The organism is Streptomyces sp. NPDC058864 (assembly GCF_042742985.1).
In the GTDB taxonomy this organism is placed as follows: Bacteria; Actinomycetota; Actinomycetes; order Streptomycetales; family Streptomycetaceae; genus Actinacidiphila.
In genome coordinates, this window is the sequence record NZ_JBHYMQ010000096.1 from 1 (window position 1) to 25,237 (window position 25,237).

Here is a 25,237-nt window from a genome sequence, read left to right on the forward strand (position 1 = left end):
CCCCGCTCACCCCGGACGCCCGGGCCGCCGTGTTTCCGGCGGCACGTAGGCGGCCGCGAGCTCCTGGGTGTCGGCGTACGAGGGCAGGCCCGCCGGGAGGGGTACGCCCTCCAGGGCGCGGCCGGCGGTGTCCACGGCGGCGTGGAGCGCGGCGCGGAAGAGCAGTGAGCCGGTGCTGACCCGGCTCACCCCGAGGGCGGCGAGCCGGGCCAGGCCGGGGCCGCCCTGCGGGAGCAGGACGTTGAGCGGGGCGTCGAGGCCGGCCGCGAGCGCGGCGATGGCGCTCTCGTCCGCGAGGCCGGGCACGAAGATCCCGTCGGCGCCGGCGGCCAGGTAGGCGGCGGCACGGCGGCGGGTCTCGCTCTCCGGGTCCTCGGTCGCGCCGAGCCAGTGGGTGTCCGTGCGGGCGTTGACGAAGAGCCCCGGCGCGGCGCGTTTGACCGCCGCGATGATCTCGCTCTGCAGGACGGGGTCGGTGAGACCCGCGCCGCCTGGGCGGCCGTCCTCGATGTTGACGCCCGCGACGCCCAGCCGTTCGAGGTCGGCGGCGAGTTCGGCGACGTCCTCGGGGGTGGCACCGAAGCCCCCCTCGATGTCGACGCTGACCAGGACGGGCAGCCGGACGAGGTCGCGGGCCAGCCACAGGGTCGTCTCCCGGGTTGCACCGGTCGCGTCCGGCAGGCCCGCCGCGGCGGCGACGCCCAGGCTGGTGGTGCCGATCGCGGGGAACCCGCGGGCGGCGAGGGCTGCCGCGGAGGCGCGGTCCCAGGCGTTGGGCAGGAAGAGCGGGCGGCCGGCCCGGTGGAGCGCGCGGAAGGCCTCGAAGCGGTTCATGCGGTGGGTGCCTCCAAGGCGTCGGGCGCGATGCCCAGGTGGGTGTGGAGGGCCGTGCGGCCCCGCGCGGTGAGCTTCAGGGCCCGGCCGCTGCCGATGCGCACGCACCAGCCGGACGCGAGGGCGTGTCCGCACAGCGCGGCCCCGGCGACGCCCGCCAGGTGCGGGCGGCGTTCCGTCCAGTCCAGGCAGGACCGGGCGAGCGGGCGGCGGCCGGTGCGGGCGGCGGCCAGGTCGACGCCGAGCCCGGTGAACCACTCCACGCCCTCGTCGGTGAGGGCGAAGCCGGTGCTCTGCCGGAGCAGTCCGCGTTCGGTCATGGCGTCGGTGACGAGGATGCCCAGGCGTCCCGCGAGGTGGTCGTAGCAGGTCCGGGCGCGGGCCATGGCGCTTCCGGCGCCCGCTTGGGCGAGGGTGCGGGGTGCGGCGGGCGGCGGTCCGGCGTGCGCGGCGAGGTCCTCGACGAGCTGCGCGGTGGGGGCGTCGGCGAGGCGTACGTAGCGGTGGCGGCCCTGGCGTTCCTCGGCGAGCAGGCCGCCCGCGACGAGCCGGTCCAGGTGCTCGCTGGCGGTCGAGGGCGCCACCCCGGTGTGCCGGGCCAGTTCCCCCGCGGTCCAGGCGCGGCCGTCGAGCAGCGCCAGGCACATCGCCGCCCGTGTCTCGTCGGCGAGCAGCGCCGCGAGGGCGGCGAGGGCGCTTCCCGCGTGGTCGTTCCGTTCCATGTCCCCAGCATGGGCCCCGGACGTTTCGGCGCACGCCGAAGTGTCGTGTCCGGAGCCGCTGCGTCCGCGGCTTGACAGGACGTCAGCCCAGGCCTCACCCTTTCACCACTTGCTTAGTGAAAGGGTGTTTCGCGCATGGTCGAGTTCCGCATCGACCGCCGCAGCGGTGTCGCCACGTACCTGCAGATCGTCCAGCAGACCAAACAGGCCCTGCGGCTGGGGCTGCTGGAGCCCGGCGACCGGCTGCCGACGGCTCGCGAGGTCGTCGAGGCGACCGCCGTCAACCCCAACACCGTGCTCAAGGCCTACCGCGAACTGGAGCGCGAAGGGCTGGTGGAGGCGCGCCGGGGCCTGGGCACCTTCGTCCAGAAGTCGCTGGGCGCCGGCCCGGCCGACTCACCGCTCGCGGGCGAACTGACCGACTGGATGCGCCGCGCGCGTGCCGCCGGGCTCGACCGCGAGGACGCCGCGGCGCTGTTCCACTCCGTGCTCGACCAGGAATTCTCCGAGGGGGAGAGATGAATCAGGAAGCGGCCGCCGTCGAGGCGGCCGGGCTCGGCATGCGCTACGCGTGGGGCCGGGACCCCGTCCTGCGGGACTGTTCGTTCCGGCTGCCGGCCGGCCGGATCTGCGCGCTCGTCGGGCCCAACGGCGCGGGCAAGTCCACGCTGCTCGCGCTCGCCGCGGGGTTGCTGCGCCCCACCGAGGGGGAGCTGCGCGTGTGGGGTACGACGCCCGGCGCGGCCCGCACGCGGCTCGCCTACGTCGCCCAGGACAAGCCGCTCCATCCGCAGCTCACCGTGGCGGCGACGCTGCGGCTCGGCGCCGAGCTCAACCCCGGCAACTGGGACCGGGAGGCCGCCGAACGCGTCGCGTACGGCGGCGGCCTGACGCCCGGTGCGCGCGTCCGCGCCCTCTCCGGCGGGCAGCGGACCCGCGTGGCGCTCGCCCTGGCCCTGGGCAAGCGGGCCGAGCTGGTCCTCCTGGACGAGCCGACGGCCGACCTCGACCCGCTCTCCCGCCACGAGCTGACCGGCGCCCTCATGGCCTCGGCGGCCGAGCACGGCACCACGGTCGTGATCTCCTCGCACGTCGTCGCGGAACTGGAAGGCGTCTGCGACCACCTGCTGCTCCTCGGCGAGGGGCGGGTCCGGCTCGCGGGCGACATCGACGACCTGCTGGCCGCGCACCGCCGGCTCACCGGCACCGGTACGGACTTCGAGCCCCACACGGTCGTCGAGGAGCACGCCAACGGCCGCGGGCGCACCGCGCTGGTCCGCCCCGGCGGGCCGCTGGACGACGGCGACGGCGGCTGGCTGGTCGAGGAGCCCACCCTCGAGGAGCTGGTCCTCGCCCATCTGCGCAACCCCGGGGCGCCCGCCCTGCGCACCGCCGAGATCACGCCCGCACCCCGCCAGGAGGCCGCCGTATGACCGCCGTAGCCCCCGCCCCGCGCCCGCCGCTCCTGCGCGGACTGCCCTGGTCCGTGGTGCGGCTGCACCGTACGGCGCTGTGGCTGTGGATCGCCTTCGTGGCGGCCGGGACAGGCTGGCTCCTTCGCGCCCTGTGGCTGAGCGCGGGGGACGAACGGTACGACCCCGCCTGCGCCCCGCGCTGCATCGACCCGGAACCCTTCGACGCCTACCTTCCGCTTCAACTGCAGGGCCGTGTGATGGCGCTCCTCCCGCTCGCCGTCGCGGTGTTCGCCGGTGGGGCCCTTGTCGGCCGGGAACTGGAGCGGGGGACCGCCGCGCTCGGGTGGGTCCAGTCGGTCACCCCCACGCGCTGGCTCGCCACCAGGCTCGCCGTACCGGCCCTGCTGCTGACCGGCGGCACGACCGGCCTGACGCTGCTCTTCCGCTGGGTGTGGAGCACGGGCCACCCCGAGGACCGCCCCGGCTGGTACGAGAACGACATCTTCCTCGCCACCGGCCCGGTCCTGGTCGCCCATGTGCTCCTGGCCCTGGCTCTGGGTGCGCTGGCCGGGATGCTGATGCGGCGCACACTGAGCGGACTGGGCCTGGCCTTCTTCGGCACCTCCCTCGTGCTCGTCGCGGCGGGCCTGTACCGCTCCGCGCTGTGGCCGAGGGTCAGGACCGGACTCGCGCACGTCGGTGCCACGGACTGGTCAAAGGACCGAGTGGCCAAGCCCGCGGACGGCGTGGGGGTCGGGGACGCCGTGGCGATGGTCCACCCCGCCTCGCACTACTGGCCGCTGCAGCTCGTCGAGACCGGCATCGTGCTGGGCCTCGCCGCCCTCGCCTGCTGGGCCTGCTTCGCGCTGCTCCGCCGCCGGACCGCCTGAGGCGGGGCCGTAGGGTGATCCGCACAGCATCGTCCCGCCCGGCCCGGAGGCCCGATGACCACGGATCAGCTGCCCATCTCCCGCATCCCGCGCACCGGGCTGCCCCGGCACGCGGTCGTCGTGGGCGACCCGGCGCGCGCCGCGGAGGTCGCCGCCCTGCTCACGGGGCCGCGTGAGGTGTCGCACCACCGCGAGTACCGCACCTTCACCGGCACCTGGAAGGGCACCCCCGTCGTGGTGTCCTCGCACGGCGTCGGCGGGCCGGGCGCCATGTGCCTGTTCCAGGAGCTGGCGGAGGCGGGCGTCGGCACGATCCTGCGCCTGGGCACGGCGGGCGCCATCCGCGCCGGCATAGGGGACGGCGACCTGGTGATCGCGGAGGCCGCGGTGCGGGACGACGGGGTGACGCAGCAGTTGCTGCCGCCGGAGTACCCGGCGTTCGCGGCGCCGGAGGCGGTGCTGGCGCTGCAGCGGGCGGCGCGGGCGGCGGGGGCGCCGCACCACCGGGGCGTGGTGTGGACACGTGCGGCCTTCCAGCCGGGCTTCCTGCCGCTGCCCGGCGCGGCGTACGCGGCGGCCGGGATCGCCGCGATCGAGATGGAGCTGTCGGCGCTGCTGGTGCTGGCCTCTACGCGCGGCCTGGTGGCCGGCGGGGCGCTCGTCGTCGACGGTGCCAACGCCGACGACCTGGTCGACGTGGAGGCCACCGGCGGCTACGACCCGCACCGGACGGTGGTCGCCGAGGGGGTCGCCCGCGGCAGCCGGGTAACGTTGGACGCCTTGCATCTGCTGGCCACCGAGTACGGAAGCGACGAGAAGTGAGCGCTCAGGACGCCGATCTGCTGGTGCACGGCGGCGATGTGCTGACGGTCGACGCGGCGAGCACCGTCGTCACCGACGGCGCGGTCGCCGTGCGGGACGGCGAGATCGTCGCCGTGGGACCGACGGCGGAGGTGCGCGCGGCGCACCGCGCGGCCGAGGAGATCGACGCCTCGGGGTGCCTGGTGCTCCCCGGGCTGGTCAACACGCACACCCATCTGGCGATGACCCTGCTGCGGGGCTGCGCCGACGACGTCGACCTCCAGGAGTTCCTGGCCCGGGTGATCCCCCGGGAGGCGGAGCTGCTGTCGCCGCGGGCGGTGGCCGCGGGCGTGCGGGTGGCCGTGGCGGAGAGCGTACGGGCCGGGGTCACCACGGGCCTGGACATGTACTGGTTCCACGAGGCCGCCGAGGAGGCGGCGCGGGCTGCGGGCTGGCGGCTGCTGGCCGGTCCGACCTTCATGGACGTGCCCGGCCCGCCGGACGGCCGCCCGTACGGCGACCGCATGGCCTGGGCCGCGGCCGACCTGACCGCTCGCACCGCGCCGATGCCGGGCACCCGCCCGGTGGTCTTCGCGCACAGCGCCTACACCCTCGACCCCGAGCAGCTCGTCGCGATCACCGCGCTGGCCCGCGAGCACGGCGCGCTGCTGCACGTCCACGCGGCGGAGAACGCGGCCGAGGTCGCGACGGTGGTCGAGGCGCACGGCAAGCGGCCGGTCGAGCTGCTGGACTCGCTCGGTGTGCTCGGGCCCGACGTGCTGCTGGCGCACGCGGTGGACCTGACGGACGGCGAGATAGCCGCCCTGGCCAGGACCGGCACGTCCGTCGCGCACTGCCCGGTCTCCAACCTGAAGCTGGGCTGCGGGATCGCCCGCGTCCCGGAGCTGCTGGCCGCCGGGGTCACCGTCGGCCTCGGTACGGACGGTGTGGTGAGCTCGAACACCCTCGACGTCCTGGGCGCGGTGCGGGCCGCCGCCCTGGTGCACAAGGCAGCCGGCGACCCGACCGCGGTCGGCGCGGAACAGGCGGTGCGGATGGCGACGATCGAGGCCGCCCGCGCCCTGGGCCTCGCCGATCACCTCGGGTCCCTGGAGCCGGGAAAGCGCGCCGACCTGGCCGTCCTCGACCTGGGCGGGCCGCACCTCGCGCCGCGCCACGACCCCTGGTCGATGCTGGCGTACGCGGCCGCCGCGGCGGATGTGCGGGACACCGTCGTCGACGGCCGGGTCCTGATGCGCGACCGGGTGCTGCTCACCCTCGACGAACCGGCCGCGCTGCGCGAGCTGGAGGCGCTGGAGCTGGAGCACCCCGCATGACCTCCGCCGTCGGACCCACCCGGGGCTTCACCGGGCGCAGCCGCGCCGCCGACCGCGACCCGCGGCTGCCGCCCGGTCAGTACGACGCCCGCGACACCTGGCCGGTCCTCTCCGCCGAGGTCACGCCGACGATCGCGGCCGAGGACTGGACGCTGCGGGTGGACGGGCTGGTGGAGCGCCCGCACACCTGGGACTGGGACGCGGTGCAGGCCCTGCCCGGCTCCGAGTACCGAGGCGACATCCACTGCGTGACCGGCTGGTCCAAGTTCGGCGTGCGCTTCGGCGGGGTGTCGGTCGACGCCTTCCTGGAGGCCGTGCGCCCCTCCCCCGCCGCCACCCACGTCGTCGCCTGGTCCCACACCGGCTACGCCGCAAACCTGCCGCTCGCGGACGTCACCGGCGGCCGCGCCTGGATCGCCCGGGAGTACGACGGCGCGCCGCTCGCCCCCGAGCACGGCGGCCCGGCCCGGCTCGTCGTCCCGCACCTGTACTTCTGGAAGAGCACCAAGTGGATCGCGGGCCTGCGCCTGCTCGACCACGACGAGTCGGGCTTCTGGGAGCAGAACGGCTACCACCACCGGGGCAACCCCTGGCAGGAGCAGCGCTACGCCCATGACTGACCTCGCCGTCCCCGCGCCCGCCCCGGCGTTCGTCCCGCCGACCCGCTTCGCCGTCCCCGGCCGGATCGCCGTGCCCGAGGCCGCGTCGTCGGTCTGGCGGCGCGCGGTGATCACGGAGATCCGCCGCGAGACCCCGCGCGCCTCCACCTTCCGGCTCGCGGTGCCCGGCTGGGCGGGCCACCGGCCCGGCCAGTACCTGACGCTGCGCCTCACGGCCCCCGACGGCTACACGGCGCAGCGCAACTACTCGGTCGCCTCCGCCCCGGACGCGTCCGGCCACATCGAGCTGACCCTCGACCACGTGGCCGGCGGCGAGGTCTCCGGGCACCTGCACACCGTCGCGCGGCCGGGCGACACCTTCGAGGTCCGCGGCCCGCACAGCGGCTTCTTCGCCTGGACCGGGGACCATCCGGCGCTGCTGCTGGGGGCCGGGTCGGGGGTGGTCCCGCTGATGTCGATGGTGCGCCACCACCGGCTGCGCGGCCTGGACGTGCCGCTGCGGCTGATCGTCTCGGCGCGCACCCGTGAGGACCTGATCTACGCCGCCGAGTACGGACCGGAGACGACCGTGCTGCTCACCCGCGCCGAGGGCCGCCTCACCGCCGCCCATCTGGCCCCGTACCTCGCGGATCCGCCGCCCGGCGGCTGGGAGGCGTACGTGTGCGGCGGCAACGGCTTCGCCGAGCACGCCTCGCGTCTGCTGGCGGACGCCGGGCAGCCGCTCGACCGGATCCGTATCGAGCGATTCGGCTGATCAGCGAGGTTCGGGTATCCTCCTCTTTACGTGATCTTCCGGGGCATCGCTCCGGGGGACCTCACCGGGACGTGGCGCAGCTTGGTAGCGCACTTGACTGGGGGTCAAGGGGTCGCAGGTTCAAATCCTGTCGTCCCGACGGTGATTTCGCGGGTAGCAGGCCGTGTTCGCAGCAGCGGACACGGCCTTTCTGCGTTCCGCGGGCCGTAACGCCGCGGGGCGGTGGAGCGGGCCCCCGCAGAGGGCTCCCCATGGCCGGCCGTGCGGGCATAATGGCCCGATACATCGGATGTCCGGGGAGGCGAGGGGCTCATGGCGGTCACCGACGAGGCGATCGAGAAGATCAAGGGGATGATCGTCTCCGGTGCGTTGCGCCCGGGCGACCGGCTCCCCAAGGAGAGCGAACTCGCCGCGGAGCTCGGGCTGTCGCGCAACTCGCTGCGCGAGGCGGTGCGCGCGCTCTCGCTGATCAGGATCCTGGACGTACGGCAGGGCGACGGCACCTACGTCACCAGCCTGGACCCGCAGCTGCTGCTGGAGGCGCTGAGCTTCGTGGTGGACTTCCACCGCGACGACACCGTCCTGGAGTTCCTCGCGGTGCGCCGCATCCTGGAGCCCGCGGCCACCGCGATGGCGGCCACGCGCATCCCCGAGTCCCAGCTGGAGGCCCTGACCGAGCAGCTGGAGGCGCTGGGGACGGCGCCGTCGGTGGAGGAACTGGTCGCGTGCGACCTGGAGTTCCACCGCGGGATCGTCCAGGCCTCGGGGAACTCGGTGCTGTGCTCACTGCTGGACGGGCTGTCGGGGCCGACCACCCGGGCCCGGATCTGGCGCGGGCTGACGCAGGAGGACGCGGTGAGCCGCACCCTGCACGAGCACCGGGCGATCCTCGCGGCCCTGCGGGACCGGGACGCGGAGGCGGCGCGGTCCTGGGCGACGGTGCACGTCGCCAGCGTGGAGCAGTGGCTGCGCTCCACGCTCTGAGACCCGGCGGGTCCCCACGGGATCCCGCCGGCGGGCGAACCGCCGCGTGCCGGGGTGCGTCCGGTCCTTCGTAAGAGTGATCGAAAAGAGGGATCGGATGAATCCACGCTTCAGGCTGCGCCTGCGCCGCCCCTCGGCCCGTACGCTGCGCCGCGGCACGCTGCTGGTCGTCCTCGCCGTCCTGCTCCCGGTGCTGGCCGCCGGGGTCGCCCTGCGCCTGGAGTACGCCGGCGACCCCTCCGGCGCCGGCGCCAACCGCGGCCGGAACGCGGTGTGGCTCGGGCACGCGTGGGTCGACGGAGAGCGCGACGGCGCCGACCTCGACGCGCTGGCCCGGGAGTTGCGCGGCAGCGGCACCCGGGACCTGTACGTGCACACCGGGCCCCTGGAGTTCGACGGCAGCCTCGACGCCGGCCTGTACCCGGACGCGCGGGACATGATCCGCCGGATGCACACCGAGCTGCCCGGGGTGCGCGTGCAGGCATGGCTCGGCCAGGTCCTGTCGCACGACGGTTCCGAGGGCCTGCACCTGGACGACCCGGCGACCCGCGCCCGGGTGGCGGACAGCGCCGCCCAGGTGCTGGCGGCCGGGTTCGACGGCGTCCACCTGGACCTGGAGCCGATGTACTCCGACGACCGCGGCTTCCTCACGCTGCTGGACTCGGTGCACCGGCTCACCGCCGCCCGCGGCGCGCCGCTGTCGGTCGCGACCCACCAGATCGACCCGCTGCCCTCCCTGCACTCGGTGAGCGGCCCGCTGTTCAACCACCCCAAGTGGTGGTCCCAGCGCTACTTCGGTGAGGTGGCCCGGCGCGTCGACCAGGTCGCGATGATGACCTACGACACCGCCCTGCCCCTGGAGGGCCTCTACGGCGGCTACGTGGCCCAGCAGACCGCGCTCGCCCTGGAGGTCACCCCGGCGGGCACCGACCTGCTCGTCGGCCTGCCCGGCTACCACACGAACAACCTGGGCCGCCATGCCTGGGCGGAGACCGTCACGGCCGCCGTGCGCGGCGCCCGGCTCGGCCTCGCCCGGAAGGCGCCCTCCCGTGAGCGCTTCGGTCTCGCGCTGTACGTCGACTTCGCCGCGACCCCGGCGGACTGGGCCGCGTACCGCTCGGCGTGGAGCGGTGGCTGACCGGACGCGTACGTCCGATGACTGTGGGGATCATCCCCCTACGAAGGCGGCGGCACCTGCCTCGCGAAGCCGTAGGCTGGTGCCGCACGCGAAGGAACGGCAGCCGGCGGGGGTGGCACGATCCCCCTTCCGGCCGGAAGGAGGCGCTGGGTGATCGAGCTCGAGGGGGTTCCCGAGCTGATCGACCCGGTCATGGTGGCCGCGTTCGAGGGCTGGAACGACGCCGGGGACGCCGCCTCCGCCGCGGTCGGGCATCTGGACCGGGAGTTCAAGGGCGAGGTGTTCGCCGCACTGGACGCCGAGGACTACTACGACTTCCAGGTCAACCGCCCCACGGTCTGGATGGACGGCGGCACGCGGCGGATCACCTGGCCCACCACGCGGCTGTCCGTCATCCGCATCGAGACCCCCAAGCCACGCGACCTCGTCCTCGTACGGGGCATCGAGCCCAGCATGCGCTGGCGCTCGTTCTGCAACGAGATCCTGGGCTTCGCCCATGAGCTCGGCATCGAGATGGTGGTGGTGATGGGCGCCCTCCTGGGCGACACCCCGCACACCCGTCCGGTGCCGGTCACGGCCGTCACCTCCGACCCGGACCTGGCGACCGCGCTCAGCCTGGAGGAGTCCCGCTACGAGGGTCCCACCGGCATCGTCGGGATCCTCCAGGAGGCCTGCACCCACGCCGGCATCCCGGCGGTCAGCCTGTGGGCGGCCGTGCCGCACTACGTGTCGCAGCCCCCGAACCCGAAGGCGACGCTGGCGCTGCTCAACCGTCTCGAGGACCTGCTGGACCTGCGCATCCCGCTCGGCGAGCTGCCGGAGGACGCACGTGCCTGGCAGGTCGGGGTGGACCAGCTCGCGGCCGAGGACAGCGAGGTCGCCGAGTACGTCCAGACGCTGGAGGAGGCCCGCGACACCGCGGAGCTCCCGGAGGCCTCGGGCGAGGCCATCGCCCGCGAGTTCGAGCGCTACCTGCGGCGCCGTGACCCGCAGACGGGCGAGCCCGAGGCGGGCCCCTACCTGCGGGACATGTCGCAGAAGCCCAAGGACGACCGGGACGAGAAGGAGGACGGCGCCGACGGGGAGTGACCCGGCCGGCACGTCATGGGACGACAGGGCCCGGCCGCCGCCCCGCACAGGGGGCGGCGGCCGGGCCGTTTCCGCGGGAGCGCCCGGAGCGCCCCCGCTGCGTCAGAGCGCGACGCCGAGCAGGGCGTCCACGGCACGGGAGACCAGGCCGGGGGCGCCGGTGTCGGTACCGCCCTCGGTCTCCTGCCGGGCGGCCCAGCGGTCCACGGCGGCGAGCGCGGCGGGGGCGTCCAGGTCGTCGGCGAGCGCCTCGCGGATCTCCTCCACCAGCGCCTCGGCCGGCGGCCCGTCGGGCCGCGACACGGCGGCGCGCCAGCGGGCCAGCCGCTCCACCGCGTCGGCGAGCACGGCGTCCGTCCACTCCCAGTCCTGGCGGTAGTGGTGGGCCAGCAGGCTGAGCCGTATGGCCGCCGCGTCCACGCCGTCGCGGCGCAGTTGGGAGACGAAAACGAGGTTGCCCTTGGACTTGGACATCTTCTCGCCGTGCAGCGCGACCATGCCGGCGTGCACGTAGGCCTTCGCCATGGGGAACTCGCCGGTGAGCACCTGGGCGTGCGAGGCGCCCATCTCGTGGTGCGGGAAGGCGAGGTCGGAGCCGCCGCCCTGCACGTCGAAGCCCATGCCGAGGTGGTCGAGGGCGATGGCGACGCACTCGATGTGCCAGCCGGGCCGGCCCCGGCCCAGGCTGCCGCCGTCCCAGCTGGGCTCCCCCTCGCGGGCGGCGAGCCACAGGACGGGGTCGACGGGGTTCTTCTTGCCCGGGCGGTCCGGGTCGCCGCCGCGCTCGGCCGACAGGGCGCGCATGGCGGCCGCGTCCAGGTGCGAGACGCTGCCGAAGTGCGGGTCGGAGTCGACGTGGAAGTAGATGTCGCCGTCCAGTTCGTACGCGGCACCGGCCTCGCGCAGCCGCTCGACCAGCGGGACGATCCCCGGGATGGCCTCGACGGCGCCGATGTAGTGGGCCGGCGGCAGCATCCGCAGGGCGGTCATGTCCTCCCGGAAGAGGGTGGTCTCGCGCTCGGCGAGGGCCGTCCAGTCCTCACCGGTCTTGCCGGCCCGCTCCAGCAGCGGGTCGTCGACGTCGGTGACGTTCTGGACGTACTGGACCTGGCGCTTCGTGTCCAGCCACACGCGCTGCACGAGGTCGAACGCGTTGTAGGTGGCCGCGTGACCCATGTGGGTGGCGTCGTAGGGGGTGATCCCGCACACGTAGATGCGGGCGACCGGACCGGGGCTCAGGGTTACCGGGCCACCGGTCGCGGTGTCGTGGAGGCGGAGGTCGCGCCCGGTGCCCGGGAGGGCAGGGACGTCGGAAGCGGGCCAGGCATGCATGTCATGAGATTAACCGCCCGCGTGATCCACAAACGACCGGTGGGTCCGCCCGCGGCGGCCGGACCCGGGGTTCAGATGGGCGGCCAGGGGATGGCGGGCCACTCCCCCGAGGGTTCGGGATGCCGCCCGGAGGTCAGCAGCGCGGCGACCCGGGACCGGAGCGCGTCGAGCTCGTCGGCCGTGATGAGGTCCGCCAGCCGGGCGCCGAGGCCCCCGTCGGCGAGCTCCGCGGCGAGCTTGCCGAGGACCTCCACGGTCTCCTCGGTGAGGGGTTCGCCGGCCCAGCCCCACAGGAGGGTGCGCAGCTTGTTCTCCGTGTTGAAGGTCACGCCGTGGTCGATCGCGTACAGCTGCCCGTCGGGGGCCGGCAGGAGGTGGCCGCCCTTGCGGTCGGCGTTGTTGATCACGGCGTCCAGGACGGCCAGCCGGCGCAGCCGGGTGTCGTCGGCGTGCACCAGCAGCGCGGTGCGGCCCTCGCCCACCTCGGCGAAGCCGACGGCCTTCCAGCCCTCTCCCGGCTCCTCCCCCTCGACGAGGGCGAGGAGCCCTTCGCCGCCCTCCTCCGGGGTCTCGATCCACAGCTGCACCATGCCCTCGCCGTACGGCCCGTCCCGCAGCACGGTCGGCGGCACCAGGCCCCAGCCGGTGGCCTCGGAGACCAGGTAGGCGGCGACCTCGCGCTGGGCGAGCGTCCCGTCGGGGAAGTCCCACAGCGGCCGTTCGCCGGCCACCGGCTTGTACACGCAGTGTGCGCGTACGCCGTCGTGCTCGACCGCGCAGTAGAGCACCGCGTTGGAGGCGTCGCGCAACCGCCCGCGCACGGTCAGTTCGCCGTGCGCGAGCAGCTCGGCCGCTATCTCCCCGCTCAGGCCGTCGCCGACCGCCGGTACCCGTTCTGACGCGGGCATACGTGTCCTTCCGGATCCAGGGGCAGGCTGCACAGCGGGCAGGGCGGGCGGCCGGCCGCGACGACGTCGAGGGCACGCTTGGCGAAGGAGCGGGCCTGGGCGCCGGTCAGGCGCACCCGCAGCAGCGGGGGTCCGTTCTCCTCGTCCTGCAGGAGCATCTCCTCGGCCGCCTCGAGGTCCTCCTCGTCCTCGGCCTCGATCTCCACCAGCGCCTGGGCCTCCAGGATCATCCGTTCCTCGGCGCCGTCCCAGGCCAGGGCCATGGTGCCGACCCGGAACTCCTCCTCGACGGGAACCTCGAGCGGCCTGTTGTCGAGCAGCTCCGAGGGGGCCACGGCGGGTACGGGGGCGGCTCCGCCGGTGCGGCGCACGACCTCGTCCAGGAGTTCGTCGATGCGCTCGGCGAGTGCCTCGACCTGGGTCTTCTCCAACGCGACGCTGGTCGTCCGGCCGGCGGCGCTCGCCTGCAGGAAGAAGGTGCGTTGGCCCGGTTGGCCCACGGTGCCGGCGACGAAGCGTTCGGGCTTGTCGTAGAGGAACACCTGACGAGGCACGTCCTGCTCCGTTAGTTCGGTGTCTTCGAGGTTCGGTCCACCCTACTGCGGAAGCTGATCACGGTGCGCCCGCACCGCCTCCGACCTCCGCGTCGCCCGGGGCCGCGGTGGGCCGCTCCCTCGGGCGCAGTCCGTCCAGGCTGCCGGTGTCGCCGAGCCGGAGCAGGAAGGGCCGCTCCGGGGTGTAGCGGATCGCGGTGACCGAGCAGGGGTCGACGGCGATGCGCTGGAAGAGGTCCAGGTGCATGCCGAGGGCGTCGGCGACGACGGACTTGATGATGTCCCCGTGGGAGCACATCACGAAGAGGGCGTCGGGTCCGTGGGTCTCCTCGATGCGCGTGTTCCAGTCGCGCACCGCGTCGACCGCGCGGGCCTGCATGGCGCGCACCGACTCGCCCCCCTCGCCGGGGAAGACGGCGGCCGAGGGGTAGCGCTGCACCACGCCCCACAGCGGCTCGTCGGCCAGCTCGGCGATCTTGCGGCCGCTCCAGTCGCCGTAGGCGCACTCCGAGATCCGCTCCTCGACGTGGAGCGGAACGCCGGGCAACGCGTCCAGCAGGGGCTGCACGGTCTCCCGGCAGCGCTGCAGGGGGCTGGTGACAACGGCGGCCGGAGGCAGTCCGGCCAACCGGGCCGCCAGCGCCGCGGCCTGGTCGCGTCCGGTCTCGTCGAGGGCGACTCCGGGGAGCCGTCCGGCCAGCACTTTCTCCGCGTTGGCGGTGGACCGGCCGTGCCGGACCAGGATCACGGTGGGCATGACCGCCACCATACGACCACCGGTTGTCCGGTGTGGCGGCGGCCTGACGCGGAAGAAGACATGTGTGATCGTCGACTGCGCCATTTACCGCGACGGGGAGCGCACCGCCGCCCCCGACGACCTCTCCGACGCGCTGGATGCGGCGCGGGCGACGGAGGGGGCCTTCGTGTGGATCGGCCTGTACGAGCCGACGGAGAAGGAGTTCGACCTCGTCAGCCGGGAGTTCGGGCTGCACCCGCTGGCCGTGGAGGACGCGCTCTGCGCGCACCAGCGGCCCAAGCTGGAGGTGTACGAGGGCTCGCTGTTCCTGGTGCTCAAGCCGGTGTCGTACGACGACGAGCGGGACACGGTCACCGCGGGCGAGCTGATGATCTTCGTCGGGGAGGCCTTCGTCGTCACCGTCCGCCACGGCGAGGCGATCGCCCCGGGTGAGATCCGGCACCGTCTGGAGGCGGAGCACGAGGTCCTCAAGCACGGTCCGACCGCCGTGATGTACGCCATCAGCGACACCGTGGTCGACGACTACATGGTGGTCGCGGCCGATCTCCAGGCCGACCTGGAGGACCTCGAGACGGAGGTCTTCGCCCCGGAGGCCCGCAGGTCCGTCGCCCGCCGGGGCGCCGAGAGCACGGCGAGCCGGATCTACGGGTTCAAGCGCCAGCTGCTGGAGTTCCGGCGGGCCACCGCGCCGCTGATGCAGCCGATGATCCGGCTCGCGGCGGGCACGGTGCCGCATGTGGCGGCCGGCACACGGCCCTTCTTCCGCGACGTGGCCGACCACCTGACCCGGGCCAACGAGCAGGTGGACAGTCTCGACCGGCTGCTCAGCGACGTGCTGAGCTCCCATCTGACCCAGGTGGGGGTGCGGCAGAACGACGACATGCGCAAGATCTCGGCGTGGGCCGCCATGGCGGCGGTGCCCACCATGATCGCGGGCATCTACGGGATGAACTTCCGGTACATGCCCGAACTCCACCAGGTGTGGGGCTATCCCGCGGTCCTGGCCGTCATCGCCGTGTCCGAGGTCCTGCTGTACCGGATGTTCAAGCGGCACGGCTGGCTCTGAGCGGCCTCCCGGCCCCGCGCGGGGTGCGGGCGAGGGGCCGGGAGGCCGCTCAGACCGCCGGTTCCGCCGCGGGCTCGGGACCACCGAGGGCGTCTCGGCGCTGGGGCATGGCGAGCCGTACCATCCGCCTCCAGCCGCCCAGGCGTTCGTACGCGTACACCCCGTGGATGCCGGCCCGCAGCACCGCGGCCTTCGCCGCGGACCAGCCGAGGATCCGGCCCATGTGGGCCATGACGGCGAGGCTGACGTCGCGGTAGACGCGGATCTCGGCGTGGGCGCACTCGCGCAGGACTCGCTCGATGACCGCGCCGTGGCCGGCGCCGGCGAAGCGCAGCAGTTCCTCGTGGCAGTAGGCGAGGTGGTTGTCCTCGTCGGCGGAGATCATGCGGACCGCCCTGCCGATGTCGGGGTGGTCGGCGAAGTGCTTGGTGAGCAGGGCCATCTGCTCGGAGGCGCGCTGTTCGGTGACCCGGCTGTGGGCGAGGTAGGTGACGACGTCCTGCACGGTCAGGGGCTCGTCGCGGCGCAGCTTGTCGTGGGCGAGGCCGATGCCGCCGCGCTCGAGGAGCACGGTGTAGTCGGTGTCCGGTGGGACCGGGACGGGTTCGAGGCCGCGCTTGCGCATCAGGGCCTGGAAGATCCGGCCGTGCTTGTCCTCGTCGGCGCCGTGCCGGGCGATCTTGGGGGCCAGTTCACGCTGGGACTCGGGGACCAGTGCGGAGATCCTGCCGTTCTCCCAGCCGCCCTGCGATTCACCGCTGGCGGCGATCGAGCAGAACAGCCGGAAAGAGTCGTCGTTGTCGAGGATCTCCTGGAACAGACTCCGGGCGGAGAGCATGACGTACCTCCTGCGCGAATCGGGCATACGCAAAAGAAGAGTCAAGTCGCCCGTAAAGCATGAGGCAACAGGCCCGGGCGTCAACTCGGCCGAACGGATGAGGGCCGTCCGGCACCGGGCACGTAACCGCCGGCGCCTCCGGGCGTTGTGTTTGGTGACGGCCGTGGCGGGGAAGACCCCCGAGCCCCCACCACGGCCGCGGAAACCGAGGGGCCCCGCCGCCGGCCGAAGTGCCCGTGATTTCATAGCCCCTCGGAGGGGTCACGACCTAGACATGTTCAGCAAGGCGACGCGCAGCCGGACGACGGCACGCCCCGGAGGCCCGGCGGGCTCGGACTGGGCTCCCTATGCGCGCCTTGACGACGCGGCACGCGCCTACTTCCTCCACGCCGACGTGGCCCTCGATGCGATCGACGGCATCGTGGGCCGGCGGCGGGTCCGCGCTTTCACCCTCGAGCGCGTCGTCGACCTGACCGAGGCCGGCACCTCGGTGTGGCAGGAGGCCGCGGTCTGCGACGGCCGGCGGCTCATCCTGTGGCACAGCGAGGAGGTCGCCGACGAGGACGCGCCGGGCGGGCGGGTGCTGGACTCCTCCGTGCAGGTGCTGCCCCTGGAGGCGATCGGCCACGTCGGCATGCGCACCCTGGTGGGCCGCGACGAGCAGGGCCGGCGGATCGACCGCGGGGTGTACGTGGTGCTGGCCACCGCCACGCCGCACGAACTGAGCGCGGTGCGCGGGGACGCCGACGGCGCGGTCTCCGCCGCCCGCTTCCGCCCGGAGTCCTTCCGGTTCAGCAAGTCCCTCGACGACGGCGGGGCCGGCCAGATAGCGCGCCTGATCGCCTTCGGGCGGATGATGGGGCGCCTGGTCCCGGGCTGAGCCGGGACCGGCGCCGTCTCCCCGTCGTCCGGTTACCCCGCGAGTCCGGCGTGCTCCAGCGCCTCGACGCCCGCGCGCAGCGCGGCGACCCGCTCGTCCAGGGTGAACCCGGCCGGGGCCAGGGTGAGCGTGGTGACACCGGCGGCCGCGTAGGCCTGCATCCGGTCGGCGATCCGCTCCACGGAGCCCAGCAGGGTGGTGGAGTCGATGAGTTCGCGCGGGATCGCGGCCGCAGCGCCGGTCTTGTCGCCGGACAGGTACTTGTCCTGGATCTCGGCGGCCTCCTTCTCGTACCCCATGCGCTGCGCGAGCCGGTTGTAGAAGTTCTGCTCGCGGCTGCCCATGCCGCCCACGTACAGGGCGGTGTAGGGGCGGAAGAGGTCGGCCAGCGCGTCCACGTCCTCGCCGACGGCGAGCGGCACGGTCGGGCAGACGTCGAAGCCCTCCATGGTCTTCCCGGCCTTCTCGCGGCCCGCCCGGATGTGGCGGAGCGCGGTGTCCTCCAGGTGGGCGGCGGAGGGGAAGATCAGCAGCGCGCCGTCGGCGATCTCGCCGGTCTGCTCCAGGTTCTTCGGGCCGATCGCGGCGATGTACAGCGGGATGCGCTCGCGCACCGGGTGCACCGTCAGCTTGAGCGCCTTGCCGGGGCCGCCGGGCAGCGGCAGCGTCCAGTGCTCGCCCTCGTGGCTCAGCCGTTCCCGGGACATCGCCTTGCGGACGATGTCGACGTACTCGCGCGTACGGGCCAGCGGCTTGTCGAACCTGACGCCGTACCAGCCCTCGGAGACCTGCGGGCCGGAGACGCCCAGACCCAGCCGGAAGCGGCCGCCGGACAGGGAGTCGAGGGTGGCGGCGGTCATCGCCGTCATCGCGGGCGTACGGGCCGGGATCTGGAAGATGGCCGAGCCGACGTCGATGCGCTCGGTCTGCGCGGCGACCCAGGACAGCACGGTGGGCGCGTCCGAGCCGTAGGCCTCGGCGGCCCAGCACACGGAGTAGCCGAGGCGGTCCGCCTCCTGCGCCACGGCGAGGTTGTCGGCGTCCATCCCGGCGCCCCAGTAGCCGAGGTTGATCCCGAGCCGCATGGCGATCCCCTTACCGATGAGTAACGTCCTTGTTCCCCGGACCTTATCGCTCCGGGCGCGCGCCGGCGCCTGTCGGGTACGTCACTCCTGCCCAAAGGTCCCGGACGACCAGTAATCTCACCCCTCATGGAGCAAAGGCACCTCGGCCGTACGGGACTGCGCGTGTCCAGGCTCGGGCTCGGCACACTGACCTGGGGGCGCGACACCGGCGAACTCGACGCCGCCGACCAGCTCAAGGCCTTCTGGCAGGCCGGGGGCACGCTCGTGGACACCGCCGACGTGTACGGGGACGGCGGCGCCGAGTACCTCCTCGGCCGGCTGGTCGAGGACCTGGTGCCGCGCTCGGACCTGGTGATCGCCACCAAGGCCGGCAGCGTCCCCGACCCCTACCGCCGCTTCGACGCCTCGCGCGGCCATCTGCTGGCCGCGCTGGACGCCTCCCTGGAGCGGCTCGGCACCGACTACGTCGACCTGTGGCAGGTGCACGCGTACGACGCGGCCACCCCGCTGGACGAGACGCTGCAGGCCCTCGACCTCGCGGTGAGCTCCGGCCGCGCCCGCTACGTCGGGGTGTCCAACTTCTGCGGCTGGCAGCTGGCCAAGGCGGCCACCTGGCAGCAGGCCGTGCCGGCGCGCACGCCGCTGGCCAGCACCCAGATGGAGTACTCGCTGCTGCAGCGCGGCATCGAGCGCGAGGTGCTGCCGGCGGCGCTGGACCTGGGGGTCGGACTGCTGCCCTCCTCACCGCTGGGCCGCGGGGTGCTGACCGGCAAGTACCGGCACGGGACGCCGCAGGACTCCCGCGGCGGCTCCGAGGACATGGCGCCCTTCGTCGCCCCCTACCTCGACGAGACGGCCCGGCTCATCGTGGACGCGCTGGCCATAGCGGCCGACGGGCTCGCCGCCAGCCCGCTGCAGGTGGCGCTCGCCTGGGTGCGGGACCGCCCCGGCGTCACCGCGCCGATCGTCGGCGCGCGCAACGCCCGGCAGCTCGCGGCGGCGTTGTCAGTGGAGACCCTTAGTCTTCCGGATGAGATCTGCCAGGCGCTGGACGACGTCTCTGCGCCGGTGCACCGCTATCCGGACCACGACTGGAGCACGCTGTGATCGGGCCCCGACCGTAGTCCGCCGTACAACGGAGGCCACCGTGACCGAGGACCGCGACGACCGCGAGGACGGCGCCCGCGAGGACGGCGCCGAGCCGCAGGAGGCCGCCGGCGAGGAGACCGCGGCTCCCCGGCGGCCCCGGCCGTCGACCGAGGGCGTCGGTACGCAGCTGCCCGCCGAGCTCACGGACCTGGCCGCGGCGGTGCGGGCCATCGAGCGCGGTGAGCGTCCCGCGGCGCCGGCGAGGAGCGGCGGGCCCGCGCGTCCCGCGGCGCCGCGCCCCGCTGCCGCCCCCTCCCCCGCGCCGGCCCCTGCTGTGCGGCCTGCGCTGCCCGCGCAGCTCAGCGGGGACGCCGTGGCGGCCGCGCGGACGGTGCTGGCGGCGGGCGGCGCTCCGGAGAGCCTGGCCGAGGCCGCCGTGGCGGCGCTGGGCGAGCGGGCCGGGGAGGCGCTGCGCGAGGACCCGTGGCAGGTTCTGGCGCTCGCCGGGGTCCGGGTGGAGCACGCCGACGGTTTCGCCAAGACGCTGCTCGGCGGCGAGGGCGGCCCCGGCGACGAGCGGCGGGTGCGCGCACTGGTCGTGTGGCTGCTGGAGCGGGCCGCCGAGCGGGGCCACACCGCGCTCGAGTGGGGCACGCTCGGCGCGGCGCTCGGGCAGCACGGGGTCACCGATGCCGAGGAGACCCTGAAGGCGGCCGTGGCGGACGGCCTGGTGCTGGTCTTCCACGTCCCGGACGAGAGCGCCGGTGCCCGTCCGGCGGCCGGCGAGGAGGACGAGGAGGCGCCGGTGCGGCTGCTCCTCGGCCTGGACCGCTACGCGCTCGCCGAGGAGAGCCTCGCGGACGGCCTGAGCCGGCTCCTGAACACCTTCGAGGCGGACGGGTCGCAGGTCTGGGAGGGCGCGGCCGCCGCGGCCCCGTCCCCGTCCGCCGCGGCACTGGTCCGGGCGGTCGCCGGGAGTGGGCTGGCCGCCCACACCGGCTCGGAGGCGGCCCGCGATGAGCCGGCGGCGCTGGTGGCGGCCGCCCGCTCGCTGGGACTGCGGGCCTGGGCCGTCGCGGCCACCGAGGACGGCAGGCGACGGCTGGCCGGGTCCGTGGACGCGGAGGCGACCGCCACCCTCGCCGGGCTGCTCTCGGGCCGTGAGGGCCCCGGCCGGGACGAGGACGGCGCGCTGGCGCTGGACCTGCTGGCGGTGCTGGACGCGCCCCAGCTCGACGTGGAGACGGCCGCGACCCTGGTCGAGTCCGTGCCCGACGGTGCGCGCCTGGTGCTCTCCGGTGATCCGGCGGTGCTGTGGTCCCACGGACCCGGCCGGGTCTTCGCCGACCTGCTGGCGGCGAAGGTGTGCCCGCAGGTCGCCTCGCGCACGCCCGACCCCGGCCCCGTCGGCGAGCTGGTCTCCGGGATCGGCTTCGGCGAGCTGGCCACCGTCGACGCGCCCGGGAAGGAGGTCGTGATCGTCCCGGTGCGGGACGCCGGCGAGGCCGTGCACCGCACGGTCCAGCTGGTCGTGGACTCCGTGCCCCGGGTCATCGGCGTGCCCCCGGAGGAGACCCAGGTGATCACCCCCGGGCACGGCGGTGCCGCCGGCACCCGGGTGCTCAATGCCGCGCTCAAGGAACGTCTCAACCCCGGGCCCGGCCGGTTCGGCGGCTTCGACCCGGGTGACCGGATCGTGCACGCCCCGGCCGCCGGGACGGCCGTGCCGGGCACCGTCGTCTCCGCCGACGCGGAGGGGCTGCGGCTCGACTGCGGGGGCACGCCCGTGGTGGTCGCGCCCGACGCCGTGCCGGCCGAGGTGCGGCACGGCTGGGCGGTCACGGCGCACCAAGCGGCGGGCCGCCGCTGGCCGGCCGCCGTCGTGGTCCTGCCGGGGGACGCCGCGGAGGTGCTGACCCGGGCCTGGGTCTACACCGCCTTCAGCCGCGGGGAGCGCCATCTGTCCGTGGTCCAGGGCGTCGAGCAGGCGCTGCCCCACGCCGTGGCGGAGGTCCCCGCGCGGGAGCGGACCACACGTCTGCGCGACATCCTGCGCGAGCAGGCCGCCGCCGCGGCCGCGGAGTGATCCACGGCGCGGGCCCGGGGAGGCTTCACCGGGCCCGCGGCGGAGCCGCGCGGACGCCGGATCAGGCCAGCCGGTCGAGCTCGTCCGCGTCGGCCTCGTCGTCGTAGACCGCGCTGACGTCGAAACGGCAGAGCAGGAACCGCGGGTCCGCCTGTTCGAAGGGGGCGGAGAGCCACTCGCCGGGCTCGGCGGGCCCCGACGCGGTGACCCAGAGCGTGGAGTCGCCCTCCTCCAGACCGAACTCCTTGTGGCGCTCGGCGATCTCGTCGGGCTCGAACTCCCCGAAGAGGGCGCCCACCGCCGCACCGATGTCCCCGCCGCCGGCCGCGGCGGAGTCGGAGACCCGTTCCGCCTGCCGGCGCAGCCGCTGCGGGTCGGCCACGGTGTAGTCCCGGCGGATCAGCACGCTGATCGCGCCCGGTTCCTCGGGCCCGGAGTACTCGGGAAGGGTGTCCCCGAGCGGCACCTCGAAGGGTGTGACCTCGTCGTAGGTGTCGTAGAGCAGCTCGTCGTAGGCCTCGGCGGCCGAGGCGAGGCCCTCGAAGGCCTGGTAGACCGCGGGATCGTCCTCCCCGGTGCGGTTCTCGATCGCGTCCAGGTGGCGGTCCAGCGCGGCTTTCACCGCCTCGACGGCGGCTCGTACCTCGGCAACGGTGGGCTGCGCGGCATCAGACATGCAGAAGACGCTATCCGTACCGAGGCGTTCCCCGCACAATAGATGCGATGCCTGAATACGAATTCAGAGATGTGTACGTGCCTCGGGGAGTCTCCCGCAAGGAGGCTCAACGCCTGCTGACCGACCACGCCGAGTACGGTCACTGGGAGCTCGACCGGCTCCGCCTCTACCCGGACGGCAGCCGCAGGGTGCGGTTGCGCCGCCGGATCATCCGGCAGATACGCGCCACCTGGTGAGGTCACCCGAACGCGGAACGGGGCCCCGCGAAACGCGGGGCCCCGAAGGGGTGAGACCGTGACGCTCAGTTCTTGACCGCGCGGGCGCGGCGGAAGAGCACCGCACCGCCCAGCAGGAGACCGGCGCTGGTCAGCAGGCCCGTGGCGATGTCGCCGGCACCGGTACGGGCCAGGGACGGACCGCCGTGGCCCATGGACTGCGGCTGGTTGCCACCGCCGCCGCCACCGCCGCCACCGCCACCGCCGCCACCGTTGTTCTCCTTGCCCGGCTTGTGGCGGTTGCCGTGGTGCTCGGGCTTGTGGTGGTGGCCCTTGCCGCCCTTGTGGTGGTAGTAGCCACCGGTGTTGGCGCAGGTGTTGCCCACCGCCGGGTTCAGGATCCCGATGACGTCGATCGTGTTGCCGCAGACGTTGACCGGGATGTTGATCGGCGCCTGGATCACGTTGCCGGACAGGACGCCCGGGGAGCCGACCGCCGCGGCGCGGGCCGAGGCGCCGCCACCGTGGCCGTAGCCGTCGTCACCGTAGCCGCCGTGGCCCTTGCCGCCGCCGTAGCCCTTGCTGCCGCCCTGGCCGTAGCCCTTGCCGCCGCCGTAGCCCTTGCCGCCACCCTTGCCGTAGCCGCCGTCCTTGTCGCCGTAGCCGCCGCTGGCCTTGCCGCGGTAGCCGCCGCTCTCCTTCTTCCCGTAGCCCTTGCCCTGGCCGTAGCCGTGGCCCTTGCCGTGGTCGATGGAGCCGTTGACGCAGGTGTTGCCCGCCGCCGAGTTGAGGAGCCCGACGACGTTGACGGTGTTGCCGCAGGCGTTGATCGGAATGTTCACCGGCGCCTGGATGGTGTTGCCGGACAGAACGCCCGGAGAGCCGGCGGCGACCCCGGACGCGGTGGAGTCCGCGTAGGCCATACCGCCGGTGACGGCGAGCACGCCGCCTGTCGCGACTGCAGTGAGCAGCCCCTTTTTCGCGACTTGTCGCATTGAATGTCCCTGCCTCTTGCTTTTCCGATACGGAAACCGGCGGACTGTCGCCCGCCGGGGGAATGAATGACCCCCCGGGGCCGGATGACCGGTGTCCCACCCCTAGCCGGTGCGGCGGCCCCGGAACGCGGAGATGGCGCATCCGGGGCCGCCGGGATCAGGCCTGCAGCAGTGCGGCCCGCCGCGACGTCAGTTGTTGAAGCAGGCGTTGCCCAGGGCCGGGTTCAGCAGCCCCACGATGTTGATCGTGTTGCCGCACAGGTTGACCGGGATGTTGACGGGCACCTGGATCACATTGCCGGAGAGGACCCCCGGGGAACCGACGGCGGCGGCCTGAGCGCCGGAGTCGGCGACGGCCACGCCGGCACCCGCAGCCACGAGCCCACCGGTGACAGCGGCAGCAGCGACGACCTTCTTGATCATTTTTCCTCCTTGTTGGCAAAACGGCCCCAACCTCGGACCGCACACGAACCAACGACCAGGGAGGAGGCGCGCTACTGCCGCCAGGATTCATTCACTCTTTTCGGCTAAGCGGCAAGAAATGTCGATGATGCGAGCGTCGTTTCAGCAGTTCGCGAGAAAACGGTCGAGAACGCGCACGCCGAACTTCAGTCCGTCGACCGGAACGCGCTCGTCCACGCCGTGGAACATCCCCGCGAAATCGAGCTCCGGCGGCAGTTGCAGCGGGGCGAATCCGAAGCAGCGGATCCCGAGGTCGTCGAAGGACTTGGCGTCGGTCCCGCCGGACAGGCAGTACGGCACCGCGCGGGCGATCGGGTCCTCGGCCTTCAGCGCCGCCTGCATGGCGTCGACCAGGGCGCCGTCGAAGCTGGTCTCCAGCGCCTTGTCCGAGTGCACGTCCTCGCGCTTGACCCGGGGGCCGAGGATCCGGTCGACGTCGGCAAGGAACTCCTTCTCGTGTCCCGGCAGGAAGCGCCCGTCGACGTGCGCGGTGGCCTGACCGGGGATGACGTTCACCTTGTAGCCGGCGCCCAGCATCGTGGGGGCCGCGGTGTTGCGCAGCGTGGCCCCGATGATCTTGGCGATGCCGCCAAGCTTGGCGAGCGTCGCGTCCATGTCCTCCGGGTCGAGCTCGGTACCGAGGGCGTCGCCCAGCTCGTCCAGGAAACCGCGCACGGACTTGGTCACCCGCACCGGGAACTCGTGCCGGCCGAGCCGGCCGACCGCCTCGCAGAGCTCCGTGATGGCGTTGTCGGTGTTGGTCATGGAGCCGTGGCCGGCGGTGCCGTCCACGGTGAGCCGCATCCAGTGCATGCCCTTCTGGGCGGTCTCGATCAGGTACAGGCGGACGTCCTCGTTGACGGTGAAGGAGAAGCCGCCGACCTCGCCGATGGCCTCGGTCACGCCCTCGAAGAGCCCGGGGTGCCGGTCGACCAGGTGCCGCGCCCCGTAGACGCCGCCCGCCTCCTCGTCGGCGAGGAAGGCCAGCACGATGTCGCGGGGCGGCCGGCGGCCGCTGCGCAGCATGTCGCGCACGACGGCCAGGGTCATCGCGTCCATGTCCTTCATGTCGACCGCGCCGCGGCCCCAGACGCACCCGTCGGCGATCTCGCCGGAGAAGGGGTGGTGGGTCCAGTCGTCCGCGTTCGCGGGGACGACGTCGGTGTGGCCGTGGATCAGCAGGGCCGGACGGGACGGGTCCTCGCCGGCGATGCGGGCGACGGTGGAGGCCCGCCCCTTGTGCGACTCGAAGATCTGCGGCTCGAGGCCGACCTCGGCGAGCTTCTCCGCCACGTACTCGGCGGCAGCCCGCTCACCCGGCCCCGAGTGGTCGCCGTAGTTGCTGGTGTCGATCCGGATCAGGTCCCGGCAGAGGCCGACGACCTCGTCCTCTCCGGTGGTCGTACGGGCAGCCGGGTTCGACTCACTCACGCTGTCTCCTTCGTTCGTCGGTCCCGGCCATCCTCCCCCGCACCCTCCTCGGCCCGCGAGGGCCCCTCGGCGGCCGTCACGCTCCCGTCACGGGAAGCGTGTGATCGGGGACCTCCGGATGTTTGCTATTGTTTTCCACGTCGCCGGGCCGAGTGCCGGGCGGCGAACACCTTGTCCGGGTGGCGGAATGGCAGACGCGCTAGCTTGAGGTGCTAGTGCCCTTTATCGGGCGTGGGGGTTCAAGTCCCCCCTCGGACACCATGCAGACGACTGTGGGCG

27 protein-coding genes and 2 tRNA genes are annotated in these 25,237 nt (G+C 73.8%); 17 read left to right on the forward strand and 12 right to left on the reverse strand.

The features are described 5' to 3' along the window. Positions 1–6: 6 nt before the first annotated feature. Together ACFW3D_RS38590 and ACFW3D_RS38595 are read right to left on the reverse strand one after the other, a co-directional pair. Positions 7–834: an isocitrate lyase/PEP mutase family protein gene (locus ACFW3D_RS38590; RefSeq protein ID WP_500512716.1), complete on the reverse strand. Its 828-nt coding sequence runs from the start codon at positions 832–834 to the stop codon at positions 7–9. Further along, positions 831–1,556 carry an ArsR/SmtB family transcription factor gene (locus tag ACFW3D_RS38595; RefSeq protein WP_500512718.1) on the reverse strand — a complete coding sequence of 242 codons (726 nt, stop codon included), beginning with the start codon at positions 1,554–1,556 and terminating at the stop codon, positions 831–833. The genes ACFW3D_RS38590 and ACFW3D_RS38595 overlap by 4 nt, the downstream gene beginning before the upstream one ends. Positions 1,557–1,691: 135 nt before the next feature. Between ACFW3D_RS38595 and ACFW3D_RS38600 the strand changes: the two genes are divergently transcribed. The 11 genes from ACFW3D_RS38600 (at position 1,692) to ACFW3D_RS38650 (ending at position 10,584) form a co-directional block, all read left to right on the forward strand. Next, complete coding sequence (locus ACFW3D_RS38600) at positions 1,692–2,078, forward strand: GntR family transcriptional regulator (protein WP_500332099.1); 387 nt, start codon at positions 1,692–1,694, stop codon at positions 2,076–2,078. Continuing rightward, positions 2,075–2,989 carry an ABC transporter ATP-binding protein gene (locus tag ACFW3D_RS38605; RefSeq protein ID WP_500512720.1) on the forward strand — a complete coding sequence of 305 codons (915 nt, stop codon included), beginning with the start codon at positions 2,075–2,077 and terminating at the stop codon, positions 2,987–2,989. The genes ACFW3D_RS38600 and ACFW3D_RS38605 overlap by 4 nt, the downstream gene beginning before the upstream one ends. Next, positions 2,986–3,861 (forward strand): ABC-2 membrane transporter-related protein, encoded by an 876-nt coding sequence (locus tag ACFW3D_RS38610; RefSeq protein WP_500512721.1) that lies wholly within the window; start codon positions 2,986–2,988, stop codon positions 3,859–3,861. Before ACFW3D_RS38605 ends, ACFW3D_RS38610 begins: the two co-directional genes overlap by 4 nt. Before the next feature lie 54 nt (positions 3,862–3,915). Next, complete coding sequence (locus ACFW3D_RS38615; RefSeq protein ID WP_500512723.1) at positions 3,916–4,683, forward strand: phosphorylase family protein; 768 nt, start codon at positions 3,916–3,918, stop codon at positions 4,681–4,683. Beyond that, on the forward strand, positions 4,680–5,999 hold the full coding sequence (locus tag ACFW3D_RS38620) for an amidohydrolase (RefSeq protein WP_500512725.1): 1,320 nt from the start codon (positions 4,680–4,682) through the stop codon (positions 5,997–5,999). Before ACFW3D_RS38615 ends, ACFW3D_RS38620 begins: the two co-directional genes overlap by 4 nt. Then, entirely contained in the window at positions 5,996–6,619 is a 624-nt protein-coding gene (locus ACFW3D_RS38625; RefSeq protein ID WP_500512727.1) for a sulfite oxidase-like oxidoreductase, read from the forward strand. The genes ACFW3D_RS38620 and ACFW3D_RS38625 overlap by 4 nt, the downstream gene beginning before the upstream one ends. Beyond that, positions 6,612–7,373, forward strand: a complete 762-nt coding sequence (locus tag ACFW3D_RS38630) for a ferredoxin reductase (RefSeq protein ID WP_500512729.1) — start codon at positions 6,612–6,614, stop codon at positions 7,371–7,373. The genes ACFW3D_RS38625 and ACFW3D_RS38630 overlap by 8 nt, the downstream gene beginning before the upstream one ends. 65 nt (positions 7,374–7,438) lie before the next feature. Continuing rightward, positions 7,439–7,512, forward strand: a tRNA-Pro gene (locus tag ACFW3D_RS38635). Between the two features lie 173 nt (positions 7,513–7,685). After that, the gene (locus ACFW3D_RS38640; RefSeq protein WP_500512731.1) at positions 7,686–8,357 is read left to right on the forward strand and encodes a FadR/GntR family transcriptional regulator; all 672 of its coding nucleotides are present in this window, start codon (positions 7,686–7,688) and stop codon (positions 8,355–8,357) included. A gap of 97 nt (positions 8,358–8,454) precedes the next feature. Then, positions 8,455–9,495, forward strand: a complete 1,041-nt coding sequence (locus ACFW3D_RS38645; protein WP_500512733.1) for a glycoside hydrolase family 18 protein — start codon at positions 8,455–8,457, stop codon at positions 9,493–9,495. Between the two features lie 150 nt (positions 9,496–9,645). Continuing rightward, positions 9,646–10,584 (forward strand): PAC2 family protein, encoded by a 939-nt coding sequence (locus ACFW3D_RS38650; RefSeq protein ID WP_500512735.1) that lies wholly within the window; start codon positions 9,646–9,648, stop codon positions 10,582–10,584. 102 nt (positions 10,585–10,686) lie between these two features. Here the strand turns inward: ACFW3D_RS38650 and mshC are convergent, their stop codons facing one another. From mshC to ACFW3D_RS38670, 4 genes are all read right to left on the reverse strand, one after another. Then, positions 10,687–11,916: a cysteine--1-D-myo-inosityl 2-amino-2-deoxy-alpha-D-glucopyranoside ligase gene (gene mshC, locus ACFW3D_RS38655; protein ID WP_500512737.1), complete on the reverse strand. Its 1,230-nt coding sequence runs from the start codon at positions 11,914–11,916 to the stop codon at positions 10,687–10,689. A gap of 71 nt (positions 11,917–11,987) precedes the next feature. Next, on the reverse strand, positions 11,988–12,824 hold the full coding sequence (locus ACFW3D_RS38660) for an SCO1664 family protein (RefSeq protein WP_500512739.1): 837 nt from the start codon (positions 12,822–12,824) through the stop codon (positions 11,988–11,990). Next, positions 12,782–13,378: a DUF3090 domain-containing protein gene (locus ACFW3D_RS38665; RefSeq protein ID WP_500512741.1), complete on the reverse strand. Its 597-nt coding sequence runs from the start codon at positions 13,376–13,378 to the stop codon at positions 12,782–12,784. Before ACFW3D_RS38665 ends, ACFW3D_RS38660 begins: the two co-directional genes overlap by 43 nt. Before the next feature lie 58 nt (positions 13,379–13,436). Beyond that, entirely contained in the window at positions 13,437–14,135 is a 699-nt protein-coding gene (locus tag ACFW3D_RS38670) for a histidine phosphatase family protein (RefSeq protein ID WP_500512743.1), read from the reverse strand. Positions 14,136–14,199: 64 nt separating this feature from the next. Here ACFW3D_RS38670 and corA point away from each other — a divergent pair, with 64 nt between their 5' ends. Next, entirely contained in the window at positions 14,200–15,201 is a 1,002-nt protein-coding gene (gene corA, locus ACFW3D_RS38675; protein ID WP_500512745.1) for a magnesium/cobalt transporter CorA, read from the forward strand. Between the two features lie 49 nt (positions 15,202–15,250). Here the strand turns inward: corA and ACFW3D_RS38680 are convergent, their stop codons facing one another. After that, positions 15,251–16,039: a ferritin-like domain-containing protein gene (locus ACFW3D_RS38680; RefSeq protein WP_500512747.1), complete on the reverse strand. Its 789-nt coding sequence runs from the start codon at positions 16,037–16,039 to the stop codon at positions 15,251–15,253. 274 nt (positions 16,040–16,313) lie between these two features. Between ACFW3D_RS38680 and ACFW3D_RS38685 the strand changes: the two genes are divergently transcribed. Beyond that, positions 16,314–16,919: a hypothetical protein gene (locus tag ACFW3D_RS38685; RefSeq protein ID WP_500512749.1), complete on the forward strand. Its 606-nt coding sequence runs from the start codon at positions 16,314–16,316 to the stop codon at positions 16,917–16,919. A gap of 32 nt (positions 16,920–16,951) precedes the next feature. Here the strand turns inward: ACFW3D_RS38685 and ACFW3D_RS38690 are convergent, their stop codons facing one another. Further along, the gene (locus ACFW3D_RS38690; protein WP_500512751.1) at positions 16,952–18,004 is read right to left on the reverse strand and encodes an LLM class F420-dependent oxidoreductase; all 1,053 of its coding nucleotides are present in this window, start codon (positions 18,002–18,004) and stop codon (positions 16,952–16,954) included. A gap of 126 nt (positions 18,005–18,130) precedes the next feature. Here ACFW3D_RS38690 and ACFW3D_RS38695 point away from each other — a divergent pair, with 126 nt between their 5' ends. Both ACFW3D_RS38695 and ACFW3D_RS38700 read left to right on the forward strand, forming a co-directional pair. Beyond that, entirely contained in the window at positions 18,131–19,111 is a 981-nt protein-coding gene (locus ACFW3D_RS38695) for an aldo/keto reductase (protein WP_500512753.1), read from the forward strand. A gap of 40 nt (positions 19,112–19,151) precedes the next feature. Further along, a complete protein-coding gene (locus ACFW3D_RS38700) occupies positions 19,152–21,179 on the forward strand; it encodes a helix-hairpin-helix domain-containing protein (protein WP_500512755.1) in 2,028 nt (675 codons plus the stop codon). A 61-nt stretch (positions 21,180–21,240) separates the two neighbouring features. On the opposite strand, the gene ACFW3D_RS38705 is transcribed toward ACFW3D_RS38700, so the two are convergent. Further along, on the reverse strand, positions 21,241–21,855 hold the full coding sequence (locus ACFW3D_RS38705) for a hypothetical protein (protein WP_500512757.1): 615 nt from the start codon (positions 21,853–21,855) through the stop codon (positions 21,241–21,243). A gap of 47 nt (positions 21,856–21,902) precedes the next feature. Between ACFW3D_RS38705 and ACFW3D_RS38710 the strand changes: the two genes are divergently transcribed. Further along, positions 21,903–22,091 carry a DUF5703 family protein gene (locus ACFW3D_RS38710; protein ID WP_026250995.1) on the forward strand — a complete coding sequence of 63 codons (189 nt, stop codon included), beginning with the start codon at positions 21,903–21,905 and terminating at the stop codon, positions 22,089–22,091. A 65-nt stretch (positions 22,092–22,156) separates the two neighbouring features. Here the strand turns inward: ACFW3D_RS38710 and ACFW3D_RS38715 are convergent, their stop codons facing one another. The 3 genes from ACFW3D_RS38715 to ACFW3D_RS38725 all read right to left on the reverse strand — a co-directional run bounded on the left by ACFW3D_RS38715 (position 22,157) and on the right by ACFW3D_RS38725 (position 24,958). Continuing rightward, positions 22,157–23,065: a chaplin gene (locus ACFW3D_RS38715; protein ID WP_500512759.1), complete on the reverse strand. Its 909-nt coding sequence runs from the start codon at positions 23,063–23,065 to the stop codon at positions 22,157–22,159. 189 nt (positions 23,066–23,254) lie between these two features. Further along, entirely contained in the window at positions 23,255–23,488 is a 234-nt protein-coding gene (locus ACFW3D_RS38720; RefSeq protein ID WP_018559022.1) for a chaplin, read from the reverse strand. 141 nt (positions 23,489–23,629) lie between these two features. Next, the gene (locus ACFW3D_RS38725) at positions 23,630–24,958 is read right to left on the reverse strand and encodes a M20/M25/M40 family metallo-hydrolase (RefSeq protein WP_500512761.1); all 1,329 of its coding nucleotides are present in this window, start codon (positions 24,956–24,958) and stop codon (positions 23,630–23,632) included. Between the two features lie 173 nt (positions 24,959–25,131). Here ACFW3D_RS38725 and ACFW3D_RS38730 point away from each other — a divergent pair. Next, positions 25,132–25,219: transfer RNA gene (locus tag ACFW3D_RS38730), tRNA-Leu, on the forward strand. Positions 25,220–25,237 lie beyond the last annotated feature (18 nt).